The following is a 19,552-nucleotide window of genomic DNA, read 5'->3' as shown; positions in this document are numbered from 1 at the left end:
ATGTCTCATTATTCAGAAAATATTATTATTGGAGCCGGTGCTGCCGGCTTATTTTGTGCCGCACAGTTAGCCAAGCTGGGCAAACAAGCCACCATTTTTGATAACGGTAAGAAAATTGGTCGAAAAATTTTAATGTCTGGCGGTGGATTCTGTAATTTCACCAATATGGAAATCACATCTGGCCGTTATATCAGCCAAAACAAACACTTCGTCAAATCCGCCTTAAAACGTTATACACAATGGGACTTCATTGCTTTAGTCGCTGAGTACGGCATCCCTTACCACGAAAAAGAATTAGGTCAGTTATTTTGTAATAATGGCGCAGAAGATATTGTGAAGATGCTCGGAGCCGAATGTGACAAATACGGTGTCAACATTCAACTACGAAGCGAAGTGAATGATGTTGAAGCCGTTGAAAACAATCCTAGCGTACGGTTCAAATTAAAGATAAATGCAGTTGAATGGCAATGCCAAAATTTGATTATTGCCACGGGCGGGCTCTCTATGCCTGGCTTGGGCGCCTCACCTTTTGGTTATCAAATTGCAGAACAATTTGGGTTAAATGTGATTCCTCCGCGTGCAAGCCTTGTGCCATTCACGTGGCGAGAAAGTGACAAATTCTATTCGGCACTCTCTGGCGTTTCATTAGATGTGGCGGCGACGAATCAGCACAAAACCTTTACTCATCAAATGCTATTCACCCATCGTGGTTTATCAGGCCCTGCTATTTTACAAATTTCCAATTATTGGCAACCTGGTGAAAGCATCCATTTGGATTTATTGCCTTATAACAATATTCGCCATCACCTAGATGAAATGCGTCAATCTTCACCAAAATTGCAGTTAAAAACCGTATTAAGTCGCTTATTACCGAAAAAATTAGTCGAGCTTTGGTTAGAACAAGGCTTGATTCAAGATGAAGTGATTGCGAACTTAAGTAAAGTGCGGTTAGAAAATTTAGAGAATTTAATCCACAACTGGCAATTTATTCCTAATGGCACTGAGGGCTACCGAACGGCTGAAGTGACGATAGGTGGTGTCGATACTCATGAGATCTCATCTAAAACCATGGAGGCGACAAAGATTAAAGGTCTCTATTTTATCGGTGAAGTGCTCGATGTTGTCGGTTGGTTAGGCGGCTACAATTTCCAATGGGCATGGAGTTCGGCTGCTGTTTGTGCAATGGGGATTGCTGAAAGCTAATCTTTCTCTGTATTAATTATTTTCATCATGAATAAAAAATCATTACTTTGATCATGAAATATCCTTACGTTAAAATCATCATACGAAAATAAAAAAGAAGGATATAAACATGACATCAAAAACACTTCCCTTCCACGCTGATACTGTGGGCTCATATTTACGTTCTCAACCTTTAAAAGAAGCCCGTGCAAAATTTGCAGCAGGCGAACTTTCTCATGAACAATTAACGGAAGTTGAAGATCAAGAAATTGCTAAATTAGTACAAGCACAGTTAAATGCCGGTATTCAAGTGATCACAGATGGGGAATATCGCCGTGCATTTTGGCATATTGATTTCTTAGAAAACCTAAATGGCATCGAAGGTTATCACCCTGAACACGGTTATAAATTTAATGGCGTGGAAACCAAACCTTACAATACTCGCTGCTGCGGTAAAGTCTCTTGGAATCCAAACCATCCATTTATCGAACATTTCAAAAAATTAAAAGACATTGTTGGGGATCGTGGCATCGTAAAATATACCATCCCTAGCCCGAATCAATTAATGTATCCAATCCAATGGGATACAGGCGTTTATGCGACACGTGCAGAATTTGCCAAAGATGTTCAACAAGCATATAAAGATGCAATTAAAGCCTTCTATGATGCGGGCTGTCGTTATTTGCAATTTGATGATGTGTATTGGGGTTCACTCTGTAACAATCACTTAAAACCAGAATTTGAAGCAGATAAAGCACAGGCGCTTGAAAATATTCAAGTTGTATTAGCTGCTAAACCAGCAGATATGGTTATCACAACGCATGTTTGTCGTGGCAATTTCCGTTCAACTTATTTATTAACCGGTGCATACGATCCTATTGCGGATGCGTTATTCGGCCAAACCCAATACGATGGCTACTTCCTTGAATATGATGACGAACGTTCTGGTGGATTTGAACCATTAAAACATTTTGCCAAGAATCCACACAAAGGCCGTGTTGTATTAGGTTTAATCAGTTCAAAATTCCCTGAATTAGAAGATAAAGCGGCTATTAAAGCTCGCATTGAAGAAGCGACTCAATATGTTCCACTTGAGCAGCTTTGCTTAAGCCCACAATGTGGTTTTGCTTCAACAGAAGAAGGGAATATCATAACGGAAGCGCAACAATGGACAAAAGTCCGTTATGTTGAAGAAATTGCTAAAGAAGTATGGGGTGAGGATTAATTCTTTTCATAAAACATACTGTTTTTAAACCGCACTTTTATAGGCTGAGAGCGTAGCAATACGCTCTTTTTTATTGTTTCCTTTCAATAAATAAAAAAGCTGATGTTATTCACATCAGCTTTATCATTATCGATTTGTCACTAGATTTGTGTTAAATCGACATTTTTCGTTTCTTTTGAGGCTAATAATGCTAACAAGGTTAAGAATGCATTAATGGCTAAATAACCCCCCACGCCCATTAAACCATAGAGAGCATTGATTTTTAATGAAATCATTGCTGCAATGGTTGCCCCGATAATGGATGCAATGTTATAGGCTAAAGAAGCCCCAGAATAACGTACTTCCGTTGGGAATAATTCAGGTAATAACGCCGCCATTGGGCCAAATGTCATGCCCATTAATGCCATACCAATTACTAAGAAAGCAAATACAGAAGCTGGTGTACCGTTTCCAAGGAATAATGGCATACATAATGCAAAAATTAAAATACTGACCGTTGTCCAAATCAACCATTTACGGCGACCAATTTTATCTGCATAAAGACCTGAAATACTGATAAAAATCGCAAAAACAATCGCGCTTATTAAAAGTAATCCCGTGAAGGTATTGGCAGGAATGCCTAACCCCATTGGATAACCCGCTTCTGAAAGGGTTGACGGTGTACGAGAATACGCTTGTGCAAAGGCCGTCATAATATAGAATAAGGAATAAGTCGCCACCATAATAAAGGTACCAATCACCATCTGTTTAAAGTGTTTAGTGAATACCACACTCACCGGTGCTTTTAATTTTTTCCCTTTTTCTTCTGCTTCAATGAACACATGGCTTTCATGTAAGGTTAAACGAACATATAACCCAACTAAAACTAAGGCTAAAGAAGAGATAAATGGAATACGCCATGCCCACTCAACAAGGGCTTGCTGGCCCCAGAAATAGCTCACTAAGAAGAAGGTCGCATTAGCGACAAATAAACCTATTGGCGCACCTAATTGAGGGAATGTACCATACCAAGCACGTTTTCCTTCTGGTGCATTTTCTGTTGCCACTAAAGCGGCGCCACCCCATTCACCACCAAGACCAATACCTTGACCGACACGGCAGATACATAACAAAATCGGTGCCCAAATACCAATTTGAGAATAAGTCGGCAACAAGCCGATAATAACTGTAGAGCCCCCCATTAAAACCAAAGAGGCAACCAAGGTTTTCTTACGACCGATCTTATCACCGAAATGCCCAAATAAAGCGGAGCCAATTGGACGAGCAAAGAACGCTAAGGCTAATGTGGAAAGAGAAAGTAAATCATCTGAAAGCGGATCACCGCTCTGGAAGAATTGCGTGTTAAAAACTAATACTGCCGCAGCGGCATAGATATAATAATCAAAGAATTCAATTGCAGTACCCACCATGGATGCCAAAGCAACCTTAAATGGATCATTACGAAGTTGTGAGGACATTTTGCTTCCTTAAGAGTCAAATAAAATGAAAGGGCTAAATCCTAGCATTTCCCTTAAGGTTGAGCAATTTTTAATACGATATTTTCGATTTTTTCAGCAAAATATGTTGGGTTTTCTAAATGTGCATTATGACCAGCATTAGGAATAATCATTAAATAAAGTTGATTATCCTCTGCCATTTGGCGAAACTTCTGATCTCGTTCACCACAAAAATAAAAAAATGGCAGCAAACTTGACCGCACTTTCTCTCGAAAATCAGGCTGTTTGGCAAGGCTAGTGGCTAATAACATATTGCCTATATTTGCCCCACAATTGGCTTTTCGTTTTTCAATTAATGCTTTGCGTTGTTGTTCATTCAAATGAGAAAAGACGGGTTGTTGATACCAATCTTCGAGTACGGCTTCAGGGGTTTCATGGAAAAACCGCTCCGTCCACATTTTGTCATTGGTTAGACGGGTTTGTTTTTCTTGTTCAGACTGTAAACCTAAATTAGCTCCTTCTAAAATGACGGCCTTTAAATGCCCTATTTTCACTTTCGCTTGCAGTGCATAATATTGTGCGATTCGTCCACCAAGTGAATAACCAATTAAGATATAAGGCCCATCTTTTATGAGATGTTGAATTTGTTTTTCAAGAAATTGAGCGGTTTGCTCAAAATCTTCAACCGCTACAGCTTTATTCTCTCCATGAAACGGTAAGTCGAGAGAGAAACAACGAAAGTGCGGTAGATTTTCGATGACTTTTTGCCAATCTGATTTCGTACCTAATAAGCCATGAAGAAAAACAAGATTCATCATAATAATGCCATATAAAGAAATCCCCTCTATATAAGAGGGGAAAGAAATTATTCACCAATAACCGCGTGGCTGATTTGCTCAATCAAGCGCTTATAGGTTGCGCTGCCATCACTTGGGTTTGTTTTGATTTCAATTAATGTCGCACGGCGACGAGTATACGCTTGTTTTAACACGGAGCTTAAATCTGCCCAGGTGTAAGGTAAAGCATATTTTAAACCAAACATTGCAGCGACTTGAGAGAAATCGCCATTATGTGGCAAACGATAGAATTGCTCTTTCACCTCTTCATCCACTGGCAACATATCAAAGATTGCACCGCCATTATTATTAATCACAAAAATAATAGTCGGTTGAGTGACATTCTTAAATAAGGCTAAAGAGTTCAAATCATAAAGTGTTGACGTATCACCAATCATGGCTACCACTGGCTGATCGGCGCCGATACCAATACCTGCAGCCGTGGCTAATAAGCCATCAATCCCGCTTGCACCACGGTTGGTGAAAATCGGATACCCTTCAGGCAATTTAGTTAATGCATCCACCAAACGAACAAAAAGACTGTTTCCTAAGAACAAAATACCGTTGTAAGGTAAAACACGTTCAATATGATGTGCTAATGAGGCTTCATTAAGATTGCCACCAACTTGTTGTTCGATAAAGGTTGCACAGAATTTTGAAAGCGCAAGTGGCTCAAGTAACCAAGGTTTTTGACGCAATGGCGGATGTGCACGCAACCAATGATGTACTTTGGCGTTAAAGCGAGTTTGCGTATGGTGATTTGGATCGACTGCATTTTGACTTTGCTCCACCACCCAAAATTCGCCCTGGAATTCCGCTAAGAATTGATTAATACGTTTACTGATAAAACGAGAACCAAATTGAATCACGATATCAGCTTGAAGTAGTTTTTGTTTCACGGTTTGATTTGCTAACCAAATATCTGCATAAGGGGTAAGTGGCTCGACACCAGATTGAATATCCGTCAGCAAAATCCACCCCATGGTATTTGCCCATGCGTTAATGCCCATTGCTTGTTCAGGCGTTAATTGCCCAGCCACAATGACACCACGTTTCGTACGCCAAGTATCCCAATTCTCGTGCATCAACACTTCTTGTTGTAATGGCTGATGATCAACCCAATTTTTAGGCTGACTTAACCAACGTTGAATTGGCATTAACCACGGATGACCGTCAATTTCTTGTTCTTGCGCATTATAAAGTGGCTCTGCAAAAGGCACGTTGATATGCACCACGCCTGGTTGTTGCTTTTGTTTATAACACGCTTGTTCTAACGTAGAAATTATCCATTTTGCCGCATAATCGGCTTGAGGTTTCGGTAAATTGACACTTGCCACTGGGTAATCAGCAAACATATTTTGTTGCACGATCGCTTGATTCGCACCACATTCCCACAATTCAGGTGGTCGATCGGCAGTAAGAATAATTAAATTCACGCCTGTTTGGCGAGCTTCAATAATCGCTGGATATAAATTTGCTGCAGCAGTGCCTGAGGTTACAATCACAGCAACAGGTGCTTGTGTGGATTTTGCAATCCCCAAGGCAAAAAAGCCTAAGCCACGCTCATCAAAATGACTATGGCAAGTTGCTCGAGAGGCATTTTGTAAACGCACAGCTTCTAGCGTTAAAGGTGTTGAGCGAGAACCAGGAGCAATACAAAAGTGACTCACTCCTTGGCGAACCAAGGTTTCTAAGATCACTTTTGACCAACAACGATTAAATACGCTTACAGACATTCTTCTTATTCTCCGTTATTCTCTGCAAACAGGGAAATGAGCCCTGCCGCTTTACGTTCAATTTCTAACCACTCTTCTACAGGTTGTGAGCCTTCCACAATACCGGCTCCAGCAAATACACGCACTCGGTTTTCTTCAATAAAAGCCGAACGAATGGTGACGCAAAATTCTGAAAGATGTTGACTCATCATGCCTAATGTACCAGCATACCAACAACGATCAAAAGTTTCAATTTCAGCCAAGGCTTTCTTCGCTTGCTGCTGTGGTAAGCCTGATACAGCCGCCGTTGGATGAATCGCCTTCAGTAAATCTGCATCCGTACAAAGTGCGGTCAATTTTGCTTGCATTTTTCGAATCAAATGCTGCACTTTGCGTAATGACTTTAATGCGACATCATCAACAGTAATTTGTTCCACTAAGTGACTGATATTTTGTGAAATATCCTCAACTACCAACCAGTTTTCATTGAGGTTTTTTTCATCATTTAACAGCCACTTCGCACGTTCATCATTTTCACTTGGATTATCACTAACAGGCGCAGTGCCCGCAAGGGCCTCCGTAAATAACTGGCGATCATCTCGTGCAAACAGGCGTTCTGGTGTTGAGCCCACAAAACAGTTTTGGGCGTTATCTGCCCATAGAAAATGGTAACAACCGCTATTTTTTGCTTGGCTTGCAGCAAGAAAATCTTTTCCGTTTAATTCGCCCTGAATGTGAAATACCGTTTCATTTGCTAAGACGAGCTTGGTTAATTCCCTTTGTCGAATTTGGGTAAGTGCTTGGTTGACCCAATCACACCACGTGTTCTGATTCGCTTTGGACTCTACGTTTTCGATGGTTAATTGATTGAGCGGTAAAAGTGCGGTTATTTTTTCAAATGAATTCAAAATCGTTTTTGCCGAATCAAGCTCATTTGTCTCAACAAAAACTGAAACCAGGGTCTCACCATTTTGCTGTTCAATTAAAACTTGAGGCAAAATAAACTGTCCTTCGCCTTGGAACTGTAAACCACCCACTAAAGGGAAATCATGATCTTGAATAAATTGCTGTGCCAAATTCACATCTGAAAATGACTGTACTTTACCCACGGCTGCTACGGTTTTAGTTTCATCACGAAAACGCAAATAAAATTGCGGATAAACTGGCTGCACTTTCAACCACGCCAAAAGATCAACATCCGATTCCACCTTCGTTTGAAGATGTACAATAGATGCCTGCTGATCCATTGTCGCCAAAGCGTCAAATTGGCGAATTAGCGCAGATTTAGCTTGTACTAAAGGGCCCATGAAAAATAATAAAATACACAAAAAATTAGCCCATATTCTACCGCACTTTAATACTTTCAAAAAATTTTTTTATTAAATCTTTTCAAGATAAGAATTTAAGCGTAAATTAGACGTAATTTTTGAATGAAAATCTAATTATCATAGGATGTTATTAATGCGCTCATTTCCAAAATCAGACAAATTAGAACACGTTTGCTACGATATTCGAGGACCGGTTCACAAAGAAGCTTTACGCCTAGAAGAAGAAGGCAACAAAATTTTAAAACTTAATATCGGCAACCCGGCCCCATTTGGTTTTGAAGCGCCAGATGAAATTTTAGTCGATGTGATCCGCAACCTACCATCTGCACAAGGTTATTGTGACTCTAAAGGCTTGTATTCAGCACGTAAAGCTATCGTGCAATACTACCAATCCAAAGGTATTCATGATTCAACGGTAAACGATGTGTACATCGGGAATGGGGTATCTGAATTGATTACCATGTCAATGCAAGCCCTTCTTAATGATGGTGATGAGGTATTAGTCCCAATGCCAGATTATCCGTTATGGACAGCTGCGGTGACGCTTTCTGGCGGAAAAGCGATACATTATTTATGTGATGAAGAAGCGGGCTGGTTCCCTGCTATTGATGATATTCGCGCGAAAGTCAATGCCAAAACCAAAGCTATCGTCGTGATCAACCCTAATAACCCGACAGGTGCGGTTTATAGCAAAGAGTTACTCGAAGAAATTATCCAAGTTGCACGTGAAAATAATCTGATTATTTTTGCTGATGAAATTTATGACAAGATTCTCTACGATGGTGCAATTCATCATCATATCGCCGCCCTTGCTCCAGATGTATTAACCATTACGTTCAATGGTTTATCAAAAGCGTATCGTGTTGCAGGTTTCCGTCAAGGTTGGATGATTTTAAATGGGCCAAAACAACATGCAAAAGGCTATATTGAAGGCTTAGATATGCTGGCGTCCATGCGTTTATGTGCAAACGTACCAATGCAGCATGCCATTCAAACGGCATTAGGTGGCTATCAAAGCATTAATGAATTTATTCAACCTGGCGGTCGTTTACTTGAGCAACGTAATAAAGCCTACGAGTTGCTCACTCAAATCCCTGGTGTTAGCTGCGTAAAACCAATGGGAGCAATGTATATGTTCCCGAAACTCGATATTCAAAAATTCAATATTCATAGTGATGAAAAATTTGTGCTCGATTTATTACGTAAAGAGAAAGTACTTCTCGTGCATGGTAAAGGGTTTAACTGGCATTCACCGGATCACTTCCGTGTAGTGACACTTCCTTATACTGGCCAATTAGAAGAAGCCATTGGTAAATTGGCACGATTCTTAGAAACTTATCGTCAATAATAAAAAAGAGCGGTTAATTAACCGCTTTTTTTATTTCATGATTTACAACTACGCCCAGAAATAGCGCACCACATGGAAGAAAATTGGTGCAGAGAAACAAAGCGAATCCATACGATCTAAAATACCACCATGGCCACTGATCATATTCCCCCAGTCTTTCACACCCATACTGCGTTTCATTGCCGACATCACGAGTCCACCTAAGAATCCCATTAAGCAAATTAACAGACTCATTAAAAACGCTTGCCACGTATTAAATGGTGTCATCCAATGAAGCATCACCCCTAATAAACTTGCGCTTAATACCCCCCAAAAAAAGCCTTCTACCGTTTTTGATGGAGACAAGGTTGGCGTAATTTTATGTTTGCTGAAGAATTTACACCAAACACGAATCCACGATCACTTTTACCCATTGGGCCATCATAACGACGCGTTTTGCCTTAAACTTTCCCCAAAATACCACATAACTCACTCAACGCGGCAAGCCAAATAATACTTGAGATTTGAACTCCATCAAAAGGCGCGACAAAAGCAAAAGGAAGGTAAAGTGCTGCATCAGAGACTACATCAGTAATTTCATTAAGATAACCCCCTAATCGGCTTTTTTGATTGAATTCACGTGCGAGCATGCCATCAACAGCATTTAACGCCATACGCAAAAACAACCAAATAGGAATAAGGAAGAAAAGAGAAGAAAATGTCGGGAATAGTGCGAGAACCACACCTAATAAAGTTGAAAGTAAGCAAGCAATTAGCGTAACTTGATTTGCTGTTACGCTAATTGCCTAACTAAAGGCCGAAATAAATTCTGAAATTTGGGTTTTAAAGCATAGATACTCATCTACCATCTCTTTGTTTTTATTAAAAAATATAAATATGTTTCCAATAATAGGACGGTATAGAGTACTACTCAAGTTTTTTATTCATCCATATAACCTAAACTTCTCAAGGCTCGTTCATCATCCGCCCAACCAGACTTCACTTTGACCCAAAGTTCAAGGTGTACTTTATTATCAAATAAGCGTTCCATGTCAGCACGCGCTTCCATACCAATGGTTTTAATTTTTTGTCCTTGAGCACCGATCACCATTTTCTTTTGACCTTCGCGCTCAACCAAAATCAAGCCATTGATTTCATAAGTACCACGTTCATTTACTTTAAATTGTTCAATTTCAACAGTCACAGAATAAGGCAGCTCTTCCCCTGTGAAACGCATTAATTTTTCACGGATAATTTCTGACGCCATAAAACGCTGTGAACGGTCTGTTACATAATCTTCAGGGAAGTGATGAACACCTTTACGTAAGGACTGACGAACAATTTTCTCTAATTGATGGACATTATTACCACGTTGCGCGGATATTGGCACAATGTGAGCAAAGTTAAACTTACTGCCTAAATCTGTAATAAATAGCAATAAATCATCTTTATTCTTAATATTATCAACTTTGTTGATGGCAAGTACGACAGGCGCTTTGGCATTACGTAATTTATTTAACACCATTTCATCATCGGCATTCCAATGTGTGCCATCCACGACAAAAATAATGAGATCCACATCCCCGATCGCTGAGCTTGCTGCACGGTTCATTAAACGGTTAATGGCTCGTTTTTCTTCGATATGAAGCCCCGGCGTATCTACGTAAATTTCTTGGTAGATGCCTTCCGTTTTAATTCCCACAATACGGTGACGCGTGGTTTGCGCCTTGCGAGACGTAATCGAGATTTTTTGCCCCAAAATTTTATTTAACAGGGTGGATTTCCCTACATTTGGGCGCCCTACGATAGCGATAAAGCCACAATAGGTCTCTTGCTCTTGATTTAATTCAGTCATTTAATTTCCAATGTTTTTAAGATTTGTTCTGCGGCCGCTTGTTCTGCTTTACGGCGGCTAGAACCTTTCGCAATAAAAGTGCGGTCAATATTTGGTACGTTTTTTACCGTACATTCCACGGTGAAGGTCTGACAATGGGCTTCGCCTTCAATTTTTATTACTTCATAGGTTGGTAAGGCGAAATGCTTACCTTGTAAATATTCTTGCAAGCGTGTTTTGGCATCTTTTTGGTTATCACCCGGCTTAATTTCAGTGAGTAAAGTTTTATACCAACTACGCACAATATCTGCCGCTTTATCAAAGCTTGAATCCAATGCCATTGCGCCAATTACCGCTTCAACACAATCAGCTAAAATAGATTCTCGACGAAATCCTCCACTTTTCAACTCTCCAGAACCTAAGGACATATAATCCCCAAGTTCAAAATTTCGGGCAATCATTGCCAGTGTAGGCTCACGCACTAATGTTGCTCGCATTCTGCTTAGTTCACCTTCATTACAACGAGGGAATTGATGATAAAGCGCATCTGCGATGACATAATTGAGGATAGAATCACCTAGAAACTCTAGGCGTTCATTATGTTGAGTGGCGGCACTGCGGTGTGTCAGTGCCAATTTTAAGTTTTTTAGATCGGAAAATTGATAACCAATTTTTCGTTCTAGTCGATCTAAATGATTCATATTAATTAATTTTTGTAAAGAAACGGTCTAAACGGAAGCCTGTAGGCCACTCATTTGGTTCTTTTTCTAAACTCATCCAAATATAAGTGGCTTTACCCACGATATTTTTTTCTGGTACAAATCCCCAAAAACGGCTGTCATCACTATGATCACGGTTATCCCCCATCACAAAATATTGCCCTTCAGGCACAATCCATTCTGCAGTAGGTAAGCCTTCTTGTGGATAGAATTCAATCCCCGAATAACGGCGCATTGGCTCCACTAAAATCGTGTGTGTCACGTCACCGATTTCCAAATATTCCACTTGCGTTGGGAATGCTGGATTTGTGGGTTCTTGTTTATATTCAAACGCTTTAGTTTGGCAATCTACTTCGCATGGTTTGCCATCTTTACCATAAACCAGTGTTAAAGCACTTTTTTCAACATCAAGGATAATACGGTCACCGCCTTTACCCACAATACGTTTGATGTAATCCACACCTGACATATTGTTTTTAGATGTTAACGCAAGATTTTCAGCATATGCTGCTCGCGTTGCCCCTAAACTCGTACGAAGTAACGCTTGTTCCGGCGCTTTAAACACGATTACATCACCACGTTCTGGTTTGTTACCTTCAATAATCGTATTTTGGAAAATAGGATCTTTAATGCCATAAGTATATTTATTCACGACGAGAAAATCCCCTACTCGCAATGTTGCTTCCATTGATCCCGATGGAATTTGAAAGGGCTCAAAAATAAATGAACGAACAAGAAACACCACGGATAACACAGGAAAAAGCGAAGAAATAAATTCTGAACCTTCTGAAATTGGCTCAATTTTCGCTTTTTCTTCATCCGTTAATGCTTTACCTGAACGTTGTTCTGCACGTGCGATTTGACGACGGCGTCTCGGCATCACGGCAAAGCGGTGATAACACCATAAAATGCCGGAAAGTGCGGTTAAAATTAGCAATAAAATACTGAATGTGTTAGGCAGTTGGAAATAATCTAACGCTTTCCAACCGGCAAAGCCCACGGCTAACAACAGAATAAAAAATACATTCGACATTGCTCTACTTTCCTATTTATCTTTACCAACATGTAAAATCGCTAAAAACGCTTCTTGCGGCACTTCCACATTACCTAAAGATTTCATTCGTTTCTTACCTTCTTTCTGTTTCTGTAAGAGTTTTTTCTTACGGCTCACATCACCACCATAACATTTCGCCAATACGTTTTTACGTAATTGTTTTACGGTTGAACGCGCAATAATGTGGTTACCAATCGCCGCTTGGATCGCGATATCAAATTGTTGACGTGGAATCAGCTCACGCATTTTTTCAACCAATTCACGACCACGATAAGGGGCATTATCTTTATGAACAATCAATGCTAACGCATCAACACGATCACCATTAATCATGATATCCACACGCACCATGTCCGCCGCTTGGAAACGTTTGAAACCATAATCTAAAGACGCATAACCGCGCGATGTTGATTTCAAGCGGTCGAAGAAATCTAATACTACTTCGCCCATTGGAATTTCATAAGTTAACGCAATTTGGTTACCGTGATACACCATATTGGTTTGTACACCACGTTTTTCTACGCAAAGGGTAATGACATTGCCTAAGAATTCTTGTGGCACGAGCATATTACACTCTGCAATCGGCTCACGAATTTCCGCAATATTATTTAACGGTGGCAGTTTTGATGGACTGTCCACATAAATTACTTCACCATTGGTCATTTCGACTTCATAAATTACAGTTGGTGCCGTGGTAATCAAATCAAGATCGTATTCACGCTCTAAACGCTCTTGAATGATCTCCATGTGTAAAAGCCCCAAGAAACCACAACGGAAACCAAAACCTAAAGCCGTCGAGTTTTCTGGCTCATAGAAAAGCGACGCATCGTTTAAGCTTAATTTACCTAACGCATCACGGAAAGCCTCATAATCGTCAGAGCTAACTGGGAATAAACCAGCATAAACCTGCGGTTTTACTTTCTTAAAGCCTGGCAATACATGGCTTGCCGGATTATGTTGATGGGTTAAGGTATCTCCTACTGGTGCACCTAAAATATCTTTAATTGCACAAACAACCCAGCCTACTTCACCGGTATTTAATACGGTCGTATCCACTTGTTTCGGCGTAAAAATCCCTAAACGATCAACGTTGTAAGCCTGTCCGGTAGACATTACTTTGATTTTATCACCTTTACGCAATACACCATTTTTAATACGAACCAATGACACCACGCCTAAATAATTATCGAACCAAGAGTCAATAATCAACGCTTGTAATGGTGCATCAGGATTACCTTCTGGTGCAGGAATTTTCGCAACGATTTCTTCTAATACATCTTCGATACCCACACCAGTTTTAGCCGAACAGCGTACCGCTTCCATCGCATCAATACCGACGATGTCTTCAATTTCTTCTGCTACACGTTCAGGATCTGCTGCGGGTAAGTCGATTTTATTTAAAATCGGCACTACTTCTAAATCCATTTCAATGGCGGTATAGCAGTTTGCCAAGGTTTGTGCTTCAACACCTTGTCCCGCATCCACAACTAACAATGCCCCTTCACAAGCCGCAAGAGAACGTGACACTTCATAAGAGAAGTCCACGTGTCCTGGTGTATCGATAAAGTTTAATTGGTATGTTTCACCGTCTTTGGCTTGATAATTTAAGGTTACACTCTGCGCTTTAATGGTAATACCGCGCTCACGCTCAAGATCCATGGAATCCAACACTTGTGCTTCCATTTCACGATCCGAAAGGCCCCCACAGGTCTGAATTAATCGGTCAGAAAGGGTCGATTTACCGTGGTCAATATGGGCAATAATAGAAAAGTTGCGAATATTCTTCATAAATAGATTAGTTTTCTCAAAAATCATTAAATTTAACTGGTGGATTGTACCTGAAAAGCACGGAAATCGCTAGGGATGAAAGGGAAAAGTGCGGTTAAATTATCAAACCTTTTACATAAAACAAAACCCCGAATTACTTCGGGGTTTCTTTTTTCATTCAAACTGAAATTATAGGCTTTCAGTGAAAGTACGAGTAATAACGTCGCGTTGTTGTTCTGGTGTTAAAGAGTTGAAACGTACTGCGTAACCAGAAACACGGATAGTTAATTGAGGGTATTTATCCGGGTTGTTTACTGCATCTTCTAACGTTTCACGACGTAATACGTTTACGTTTAAGTGTTGACCACCTTCAACTTTAACAGTTGGTGCTACATTTACCGGTAATTCACGATATTCGATTTGGCCTAATTCGCTCACTGCTACTACTTGGTCTTCTGCGAATTCAGCTTTTGCACATAAACAACGAGCTTCATTTTTTTCGCTGTCTAATAACCAGAATGAGTTTAAAAGATTGTCATTTGCTGCTTGAGTAATTTGAATACCTTTGATCATAAAGTGCCTCCTAATTTGGCGGTTGTATATTTATTAAACTGTGCAAATTTTATCAAACTATTTGAAGAATTCAATTAATTTTGACCTAAAACAGATTCTTTTTTTCGAGTATTTTTGCAAAATTGATCTAGATTAAGATTTTAGCTGTAACAAGGCTTCAATACACATTTAGAATTAACAAAATATTAACACAACTCACAGATAAAGCCTTTCTAAGCAATTTCATTTATAATATGCCTAAGCTTATCCAATAAGGAAATACAGAATGAAAACCTGGACAGATGTTATCGGTCAAGAGAAAGAAAAACCTTACTTTAAACACATTCTACAGCAAGTTCATCAAGAGCGACTAGCCGGAAAAACCATTTACCCACCGCAAGACGAAGTATTTAATGCCTTTAAATATACGGCGTTTGATGAGGTGAAAGTCGTCATTTTAGGACAGGATCCCTATCATGGTCCAAATCAAGCGCACGGCTTAGCTTTTTCTGTGAAACCCGAGGTTGCCATTCCCCCTTCTCTACTGAATATGTATAAAGAATTGGCTAACGATATTCCTGGTTTTCAAATGCCAAATCATGGCTACTTAGTGAAATGGGCTGAGCAAGGTGTATTGTTGCTTAACACCGTGCTAACTGTAGAACGAGGCATGGCACATTCACACGCTAAATTCGGTTGGGAAATCTTCACAGACCAAGTAATTGCAGCACTCAATGAATATCGTGAAAAAGTAGTATTTTTACTTTGGGGAAGTCATGCGCAGAAAAAAGGGCAATTTATTGATCGCAATCGTCATTATGTTTTAACAGCTCCGCACCCTTCTCCACTTTCTGCACATCGTGGTTTTCTAGGATGTCATCACTTTTCTAAGGCCAACGAATACTTAAAGCGACACGGTTTAACTGAAATTGATTGGCAAGTTTAAGATTGTGGATCAACATCAAGCGGGAGATTTTTTTCCCGCTTTTCTTCCTTTTTCTGCTCTCGTCTTTTTTTAAAAAAATCACTCAATTTCTGGCCGCACTTTTCTGCCAGCACGCCAGAGGTAATTTCTAACGTATGATTCATTTTATAATCATCAAAGAAGTGAAAGCGAGAACCTACAGCCCCCGTTTTATAATCTGACGCACCGAAGACTAATCGTTTAATCCGGCTATGTAAAATCGCGCCAGCACACATGGTACAAGGCTCTAGAGTGACATAAAGTGTGGTATTGAGCAGACGATAATTTTGAATATTTTGTGCGGCATTACGCAATGCGACAATTTCAGCGTGAGCGGTCGGGTCATTTTCAATGATAGACAAATTCCAGCCTTCACCGAGAATATTTCCTTCATCATCTACCAACACAGCCCCGACTGGAATCTCGCCGAGTGCCTCTGCACGATCGGCAAGCATCAGGGCGTGTTGCATAAATTTCTCGTCTAAATCTGACCGCACTTTGAATGCCTAAACAGAGAAAGGATATTTGATTGGTTCGTGAGATTGATAACCCACCACCTTGAAATCATCCATCGTTACCCAAGTTTCAAGATCTTCAAGGGTTTTAACATCAGGATTAATTTCTAATTGTGGTGAAGGGAATGGTTCACGTTTTAATTGCACATCACGCATTAACTCAAGTTGGTCTTCATAAATATGCGCATTTACAATTTTATGATATGCCTTACCCGGTTTATTGCCGGTAATTTGCGCCATCAAAGCAAGGAAAGTAAAGACCTGAATTTGATTGAAGTTTAAGCCAAGTGGCACATCACAAGAGCGTTGGTAGCTCGTTAAGTGCAATGTATCGCCCACTAAAGAGAAAGTATGTGTGTACATGCAAGGACGCAAACAGCCTAGATCAAATTCGCCTGGATTGAAGAAAGTCAGAATTTCACCGCGGTCATCAATCCCTCGGCTTAAATTGTTCACAATTTTACGAAGTTGATCGATGGTTTCGCCATTCGGTTTACGCCATGCTCTGCCTTGTACACCATAAACGCGCCCCATATCATCAGTGCCTTTACGATGTGGATTGGCAAGCCAAGCCGCATTTTCATTGGCATTTGCATCCCATGTTTTGGTGCCAAGCTTGCGGAAATCTGCGGCGTTATCGTAACCACGGATATAGCCTAAAAATTCCGCAATCGCTGCTTTCCAATAGCTTTTACGCGTTGTAATTAAGGGGAATTGATTATTGGCAACATCATATTCTAAATCCGCATTAATCACAGTAAGGCAACGCTTGCCAGTACGCTCGTTAGCAACCCACTCACCTTCATTTACAATGCGTCGACAAAGATCTAAATATTGTTTCATAAAAAACTCCTTACTGATGAACCGCACTTTTCGTGCGATTGTATGCCCATGCCATAATTAATCCACCACCAATAATCATCGGTAAGCAAAGGGCTTGACCACGTGTCATGATGCCTAAGAAAGATTCCACTTCAGGCTCACGGACATATTCAACGATAAAACGAAAAATCCCGTAACCAACCAGGAATAATCCTGCTACAGAACCTGCAGGGCGAGGCTTTTTAATAAAGACATTCAGAATAATAAACAGCACGAAACCTTCTAAAAATGCTTCATAAAGCTGTGAAGGGTGGCGAGGCAACAATAATGGATCATTTGGGAAAATCATGGCCCAAGGCACATCGGTTTCTCGTCCCCAAAGTTCTAAATTGATAAAGTTACCAATTCGTCCCATTCCTAAACCAAATGGAATCAAGGGCGCCACGAAATCTGCCGTCTGCCAGAAACTTCTTTTTTGGGAATAAGAAGTCAAAATCATTGAGATAATCACACCAATTAACCCACCATGGAATGACATTCCCCCTTCCCAAACACGGAATAAATACAGCGGATCTTGCACAAAATGATCGAAATTATAGAAAAATACATCACCAATGCGACCACCTAAGAATACGCCCATAAAGCCATTAAAAAGTAACGTATCCACTTGATCGACGGTCCAGCCACTGTTTGACTGATTGGCACGACGAACCGCTAGCCAACGAGCAAAAATGAAACCTAATAGATACATTAAGCCATACCAACGCAGCCCTATATTGCTATCACCAAAAGTGAAAATAGTCGGATCAAAATGTGGCAGCATCAAAAATTCTGAATTCATAACATTCCTTATTTAATAAACATATCAACCGCGATCGCAATTAATAACAAGGCGAAGCCTTTTTTCAAGGTTGATACAGGGAGTTTTGAGGTCGCTGTTGCCCCTAGTTTAGAAGTGAAGAATGAAGTGCCCGTAATACCAAGCACGGCAGGCAAATAAACATAACCCAGAGAATAATCTGGCATGGAAGGATTGCCCCAACCACTCACCATAAAGCTAAACATGCCTGATAAACCAAGAAGTGCACCACAGAATGCAGAAGAACCGATGGCTTTTTTCATATCAATCCCGCGGGAATTTAAAAATGGCACGATAAAACCACCACCACCTACGCCCGCTGCGCTTGATGCCATCCCAATTAAAATACCACCAATAACAGAAGCTTGCGTTGTTAAAGGTTTGGTTTTCCCTGTGCTTTTCTTAATAGAAATCACCATTTTAGTCGCTAAATACACGACTAAACAGGCAAAGATTTTAGCGGATACCTCACGATCAAGCTTGCCAATAAACAAACCAGAGATAAAGACCGAAATCATGACCATCGGTGCCAATACTTTAACGGCATTCCACTCTATATTGCCTAGTTTATGATGACGCTGCGCAGAAGAAAATCCGGTAATCACAATGGTCGCAAATGAAGTTCCTAATGCAGCGGACATCAGCAATGGCTCAGGCACGCCTATCATCGGCAATAGATAAACCAAGGTCGGGACAATAATTAATCCTCCACCAATGCCAAATAATCCAGCGAGAAAACCAACAACAGACCCGACAAGCAAACAAAGTAGAATAAAAGTGAGCATTATTGTCCTCTTGACTTATAAGATGAACGTTTTTGATATTTAGAAAAACCACTTTTACGCGGCGCATGATAAGGTTTATTTGCCTCATGCTCTTGCGTATTTTCAAGTAATGTCTTTTCGTTGCCAAACATTACTTGAGCAAACTCTTTCATCGCTTTGCGATAAACATCTTTCTTAAAGGACACCACCTGACGTACGGGATACCAAAAATTTACCCAACGCCAACCATCAAATTCCGGTGATTTTGTTGTGTTCATATTAATATTTTTTTCATCCCCCACTAATTGCAACAAAAACCAACGTTGTTTTTGCCCAATACACATGGGTTTGCTGTCATAACGCAGCAATCTTTTCGGCAGCTTATAACGCAACCAATGTTTAGACGCGTAAAGCACCTTCACATCTTTGGGTTGTAAACCAACCTCTTCATATAATTCACGATACATAGCTTGTTCAGCACTTTCATTATCGTTAATCCCACCTTGCGGGAATTGCCACGAATTCTGCCCGTATCGTTTAGCCCAAAGCACCTGCCCTTTGCGATTACAAATGACAATGCCTACATTTGGACGGTAGCCATCAAAATCGATCACTATCGTTCACCTTAAATTTTGTACAAAAATAATTTACAG

Annotated in this window: 18 protein-coding genes and 2 pseudogenes; 4 read left to right on the top strand and 16 right to left on the bottom strand. The window is 40.3% G+C overall.

Annotation, left to right across the window (positions count from 1 at the left end; all coding sequences use genetic code 11):
- Nucleotides 1–1,203, top strand: a complete 1,203-nt coding sequence (locus DPV97_RS06275) for a BaiN/RdsA family NAD(P)/FAD-dependent oxidoreductase (protein ID WP_070712811.1) — start codon at nucleotides 1–3, stop codon at nucleotides 1,201–1,203.
- A gap of 109 nt (nucleotides 1,204–1,312) precedes the next feature.
- Nucleotides 1,313–2,407 carry a 5-methyltetrahydropteroyltriglutamate--homocysteine S-methyltransferase gene (locus tag DPV97_RS06270; RefSeq protein ID WP_070712812.1) on the top strand — a complete coding sequence of 365 codons (1,095 nt, stop codon included), beginning with the start codon at nucleotides 1,313–1,315 and terminating at the stop codon, nucleotides 2,405–2,407.
- A 140-nt stretch (nucleotides 2,408–2,547) separates the two neighbouring features.
- On the opposite strand, the gene DPV97_RS06265 is transcribed toward DPV97_RS06270, so the two are convergent.
- The 4 genes from DPV97_RS06265 to DPV97_RS06250 are packed head-to-tail and all read right to left on the bottom strand — an operon-like array spanning nucleotide 2,548 to nucleotide 7,701.
- Nucleotides 2,548–3,864: an MFS transporter gene (locus DPV97_RS06265; protein WP_070712814.1), complete on the bottom strand. Its 1,317-nt coding sequence runs from the start codon at nucleotides 3,862–3,864 to the stop codon at nucleotides 2,548–2,550.
- A gap of 53 nt (nucleotides 3,865–3,917) precedes the next feature.
- On the bottom strand, nucleotides 3,918–4,661 hold the full coding sequence (gene menH / locus DPV97_RS06260) for a 2-succinyl-6-hydroxy-2,4-cyclohexadiene-1-carboxylate synthase (protein WP_070712815.1): 744 nt from the start codon (nucleotides 4,659–4,661) through the stop codon (nucleotides 3,918–3,920).
- A 47-nt stretch (nucleotides 4,662–4,708) separates the two neighbouring features.
- Complete coding sequence (gene menD / locus DPV97_RS06255; protein WP_070712817.1) at nucleotides 4,709–6,415, bottom strand: 2-succinyl-5-enolpyruvyl-6-hydroxy-3-cyclohexene-1-carboxylic-acid synthase; 1,707 nt, start codon at nucleotides 6,413–6,415, stop codon at nucleotides 4,709–4,711.
- A gap of 5 nt (nucleotides 6,416–6,420) precedes the next feature.
- Nucleotides 6,421–7,701 carry an isochorismate synthase gene (locus DPV97_RS06250; RefSeq protein WP_070712818.1) on the bottom strand — a complete coding sequence of 427 codons (1,281 nt, stop codon included), beginning with the start codon at nucleotides 7,699–7,701 and terminating at the stop codon, nucleotides 6,421–6,423.
- A gap of 154 nt (nucleotides 7,702–7,855) precedes the next feature.
- Between DPV97_RS06250 and DPV97_RS06245 the strand changes: the two genes are divergently transcribed.
- Entirely contained in the window at nucleotides 7,856–9,070 is a 1,215-nt protein-coding gene (locus DPV97_RS06245) for a pyridoxal phosphate-dependent aminotransferase (protein WP_070712820.1), read from the top strand.
- Between the two features lie 48 nt (nucleotides 9,071–9,118).
- Here DPV97_RS06245 and DPV97_RS06240 read toward each other — a convergent pair.
- The 7 genes and pseudogenes from DPV97_RS06240 to grcA form a co-directional block, all read right to left on the bottom strand.
- Nucleotides 9,119–9,457 (bottom strand): annotated as a pseudogene (locus DPV97_RS06240) (phosphatidate cytidylyltransferase); the annotation flags it as partial.
- Nucleotides 9,448–9,911, bottom strand: a pseudogene (locus DPV97_RS06235) (CDP-alcohol phosphatidyltransferase family protein); the annotation flags it as partial. The pseudogenes DPV97_RS06235 and DPV97_RS06240, both read right to left, overlap by 10 nt.
- Before the next feature lie 78 nt (nucleotides 9,912–9,989).
- The gene (era, locus tag DPV97_RS06230; protein WP_070712823.1) at nucleotides 9,990–10,904 is read right to left on the bottom strand and encodes a GTPase Era; all 915 of its coding nucleotides are present in this window, start codon (nucleotides 10,902–10,904) and stop codon (nucleotides 9,990–9,992) included.
- Nucleotides 10,901–11,584, bottom strand: coding sequence for a ribonuclease III (rnc, locus tag DPV97_RS06225; protein WP_070712825.1), 684 nt, complete (start codon nucleotides 11,582–11,584; stop codon nucleotides 10,901–10,903). Before rnc ends, era begins: the two co-directional genes overlap by 4 nt.
- Before the next feature lies 1 nt (nucleotide 11,585).
- Nucleotides 11,586–12,635, bottom strand: a complete 1,050-nt coding sequence (gene lepB, locus DPV97_RS06220; protein WP_070712826.1) for a signal peptidase I — start codon at nucleotides 12,633–12,635, stop codon at nucleotides 11,586–11,588.
- A 12-nt stretch (nucleotides 12,636–12,647) separates the two neighbouring features.
- Nucleotides 12,648–14,444 carry a translation elongation factor 4 gene (gene lepA, locus DPV97_RS06215; RefSeq protein WP_070712827.1) on the bottom strand — a complete coding sequence of 599 codons (1,797 nt, stop codon included), beginning with the start codon at nucleotides 14,442–14,444 and terminating at the stop codon, nucleotides 12,648–12,650.
- A gap of 168 nt (nucleotides 14,445–14,612) precedes the next feature.
- Nucleotides 14,613–14,996 carry an autonomous glycyl radical cofactor GrcA gene (gene grcA / locus DPV97_RS06210; protein ID WP_005697846.1) on the bottom strand — a complete coding sequence of 128 codons (384 nt, stop codon included), beginning with the start codon at nucleotides 14,994–14,996 and terminating at the stop codon, nucleotides 14,613–14,615.
- 250 nt (nucleotides 14,997–15,246) lie between these two features.
- Between grcA and ung the strand changes: the two genes are divergently transcribed.
- The gene (gene ung, locus DPV97_RS06205) at nucleotides 15,247–15,921 is read left to right on the top strand and encodes a uracil-DNA glycosylase (RefSeq protein WP_315940673.1); all 675 of its coding nucleotides are present in this window, start codon (nucleotides 15,247–15,249) and stop codon (nucleotides 15,919–15,921) included.
- On the opposite strand, the gene tadA is transcribed toward ung, so the two are convergent.
- Genes tadA through rppH form a run of 5 tightly spaced genes read right to left on the bottom strand, consistent with a single transcriptional unit; the run spans nucleotide 15,918 to nucleotide 19,513 of the window.
- Entirely contained in the window at nucleotides 15,918–16,436 is a 519-nt protein-coding gene (gene tadA / locus DPV97_RS06200; protein WP_111382926.1) for a tRNA adenosine(34) deaminase TadA, read from the bottom strand. The two genes, ung and tadA, sit on opposite strands and share 4 nt — an antisense overlap.
- Nucleotides 16,437–16,445: 9 nt before the next feature.
- Nucleotides 16,446–17,297: a thymidylate synthase gene (locus tag DPV97_RS06195; RefSeq protein WP_049381840.1), complete on the bottom strand. Its 852-nt coding sequence runs from the start codon at nucleotides 17,295–17,297 to the stop codon at nucleotides 16,446–16,448.
- A 10-nt stretch (nucleotides 17,298–17,307) separates the two neighbouring features.
- Complete coding sequence (gene lgt / locus DPV97_RS06190; protein WP_049381839.1) at nucleotides 17,308–18,117, bottom strand: prolipoprotein diacylglyceryl transferase; 810 nt, start codon at nucleotides 18,115–18,117, stop codon at nucleotides 17,308–17,310.
- An 8-nt stretch (nucleotides 18,118–18,125) separates the two neighbouring features.
- Complete coding sequence (locus DPV97_RS06185; protein WP_070712833.1) at nucleotides 18,126–18,920, bottom strand: sulfite exporter TauE/SafE family protein; 795 nt, start codon at nucleotides 18,918–18,920, stop codon at nucleotides 18,126–18,128.
- Nucleotides 18,920–19,513: an RNA pyrophosphohydrolase gene (gene rppH / locus DPV97_RS06180; protein WP_070712835.1), complete on the bottom strand. Its 594-nt coding sequence runs from the start codon at nucleotides 19,511–19,513 to the stop codon at nucleotides 18,920–18,922. The genes DPV97_RS06185 and rppH overlap by 1 nt, the downstream gene beginning before the upstream one ends.
- Nucleotides 19,514–19,552 lie beyond the last annotated feature (39 nt).

Source organism: Haemophilus parainfluenzae (assembly GCF_003253005.1).
Classification (GTDB): Bacteria; Pseudomonadota; Gammaproteobacteria; order Enterobacterales; family Pasteurellaceae; genus Haemophilus_D; species Haemophilus_D parainfluenzae_M.
Note: the sequence above shows the minus strand (reverse complement) of the source record. Positions and strands in the feature narration are given on the sequence as shown.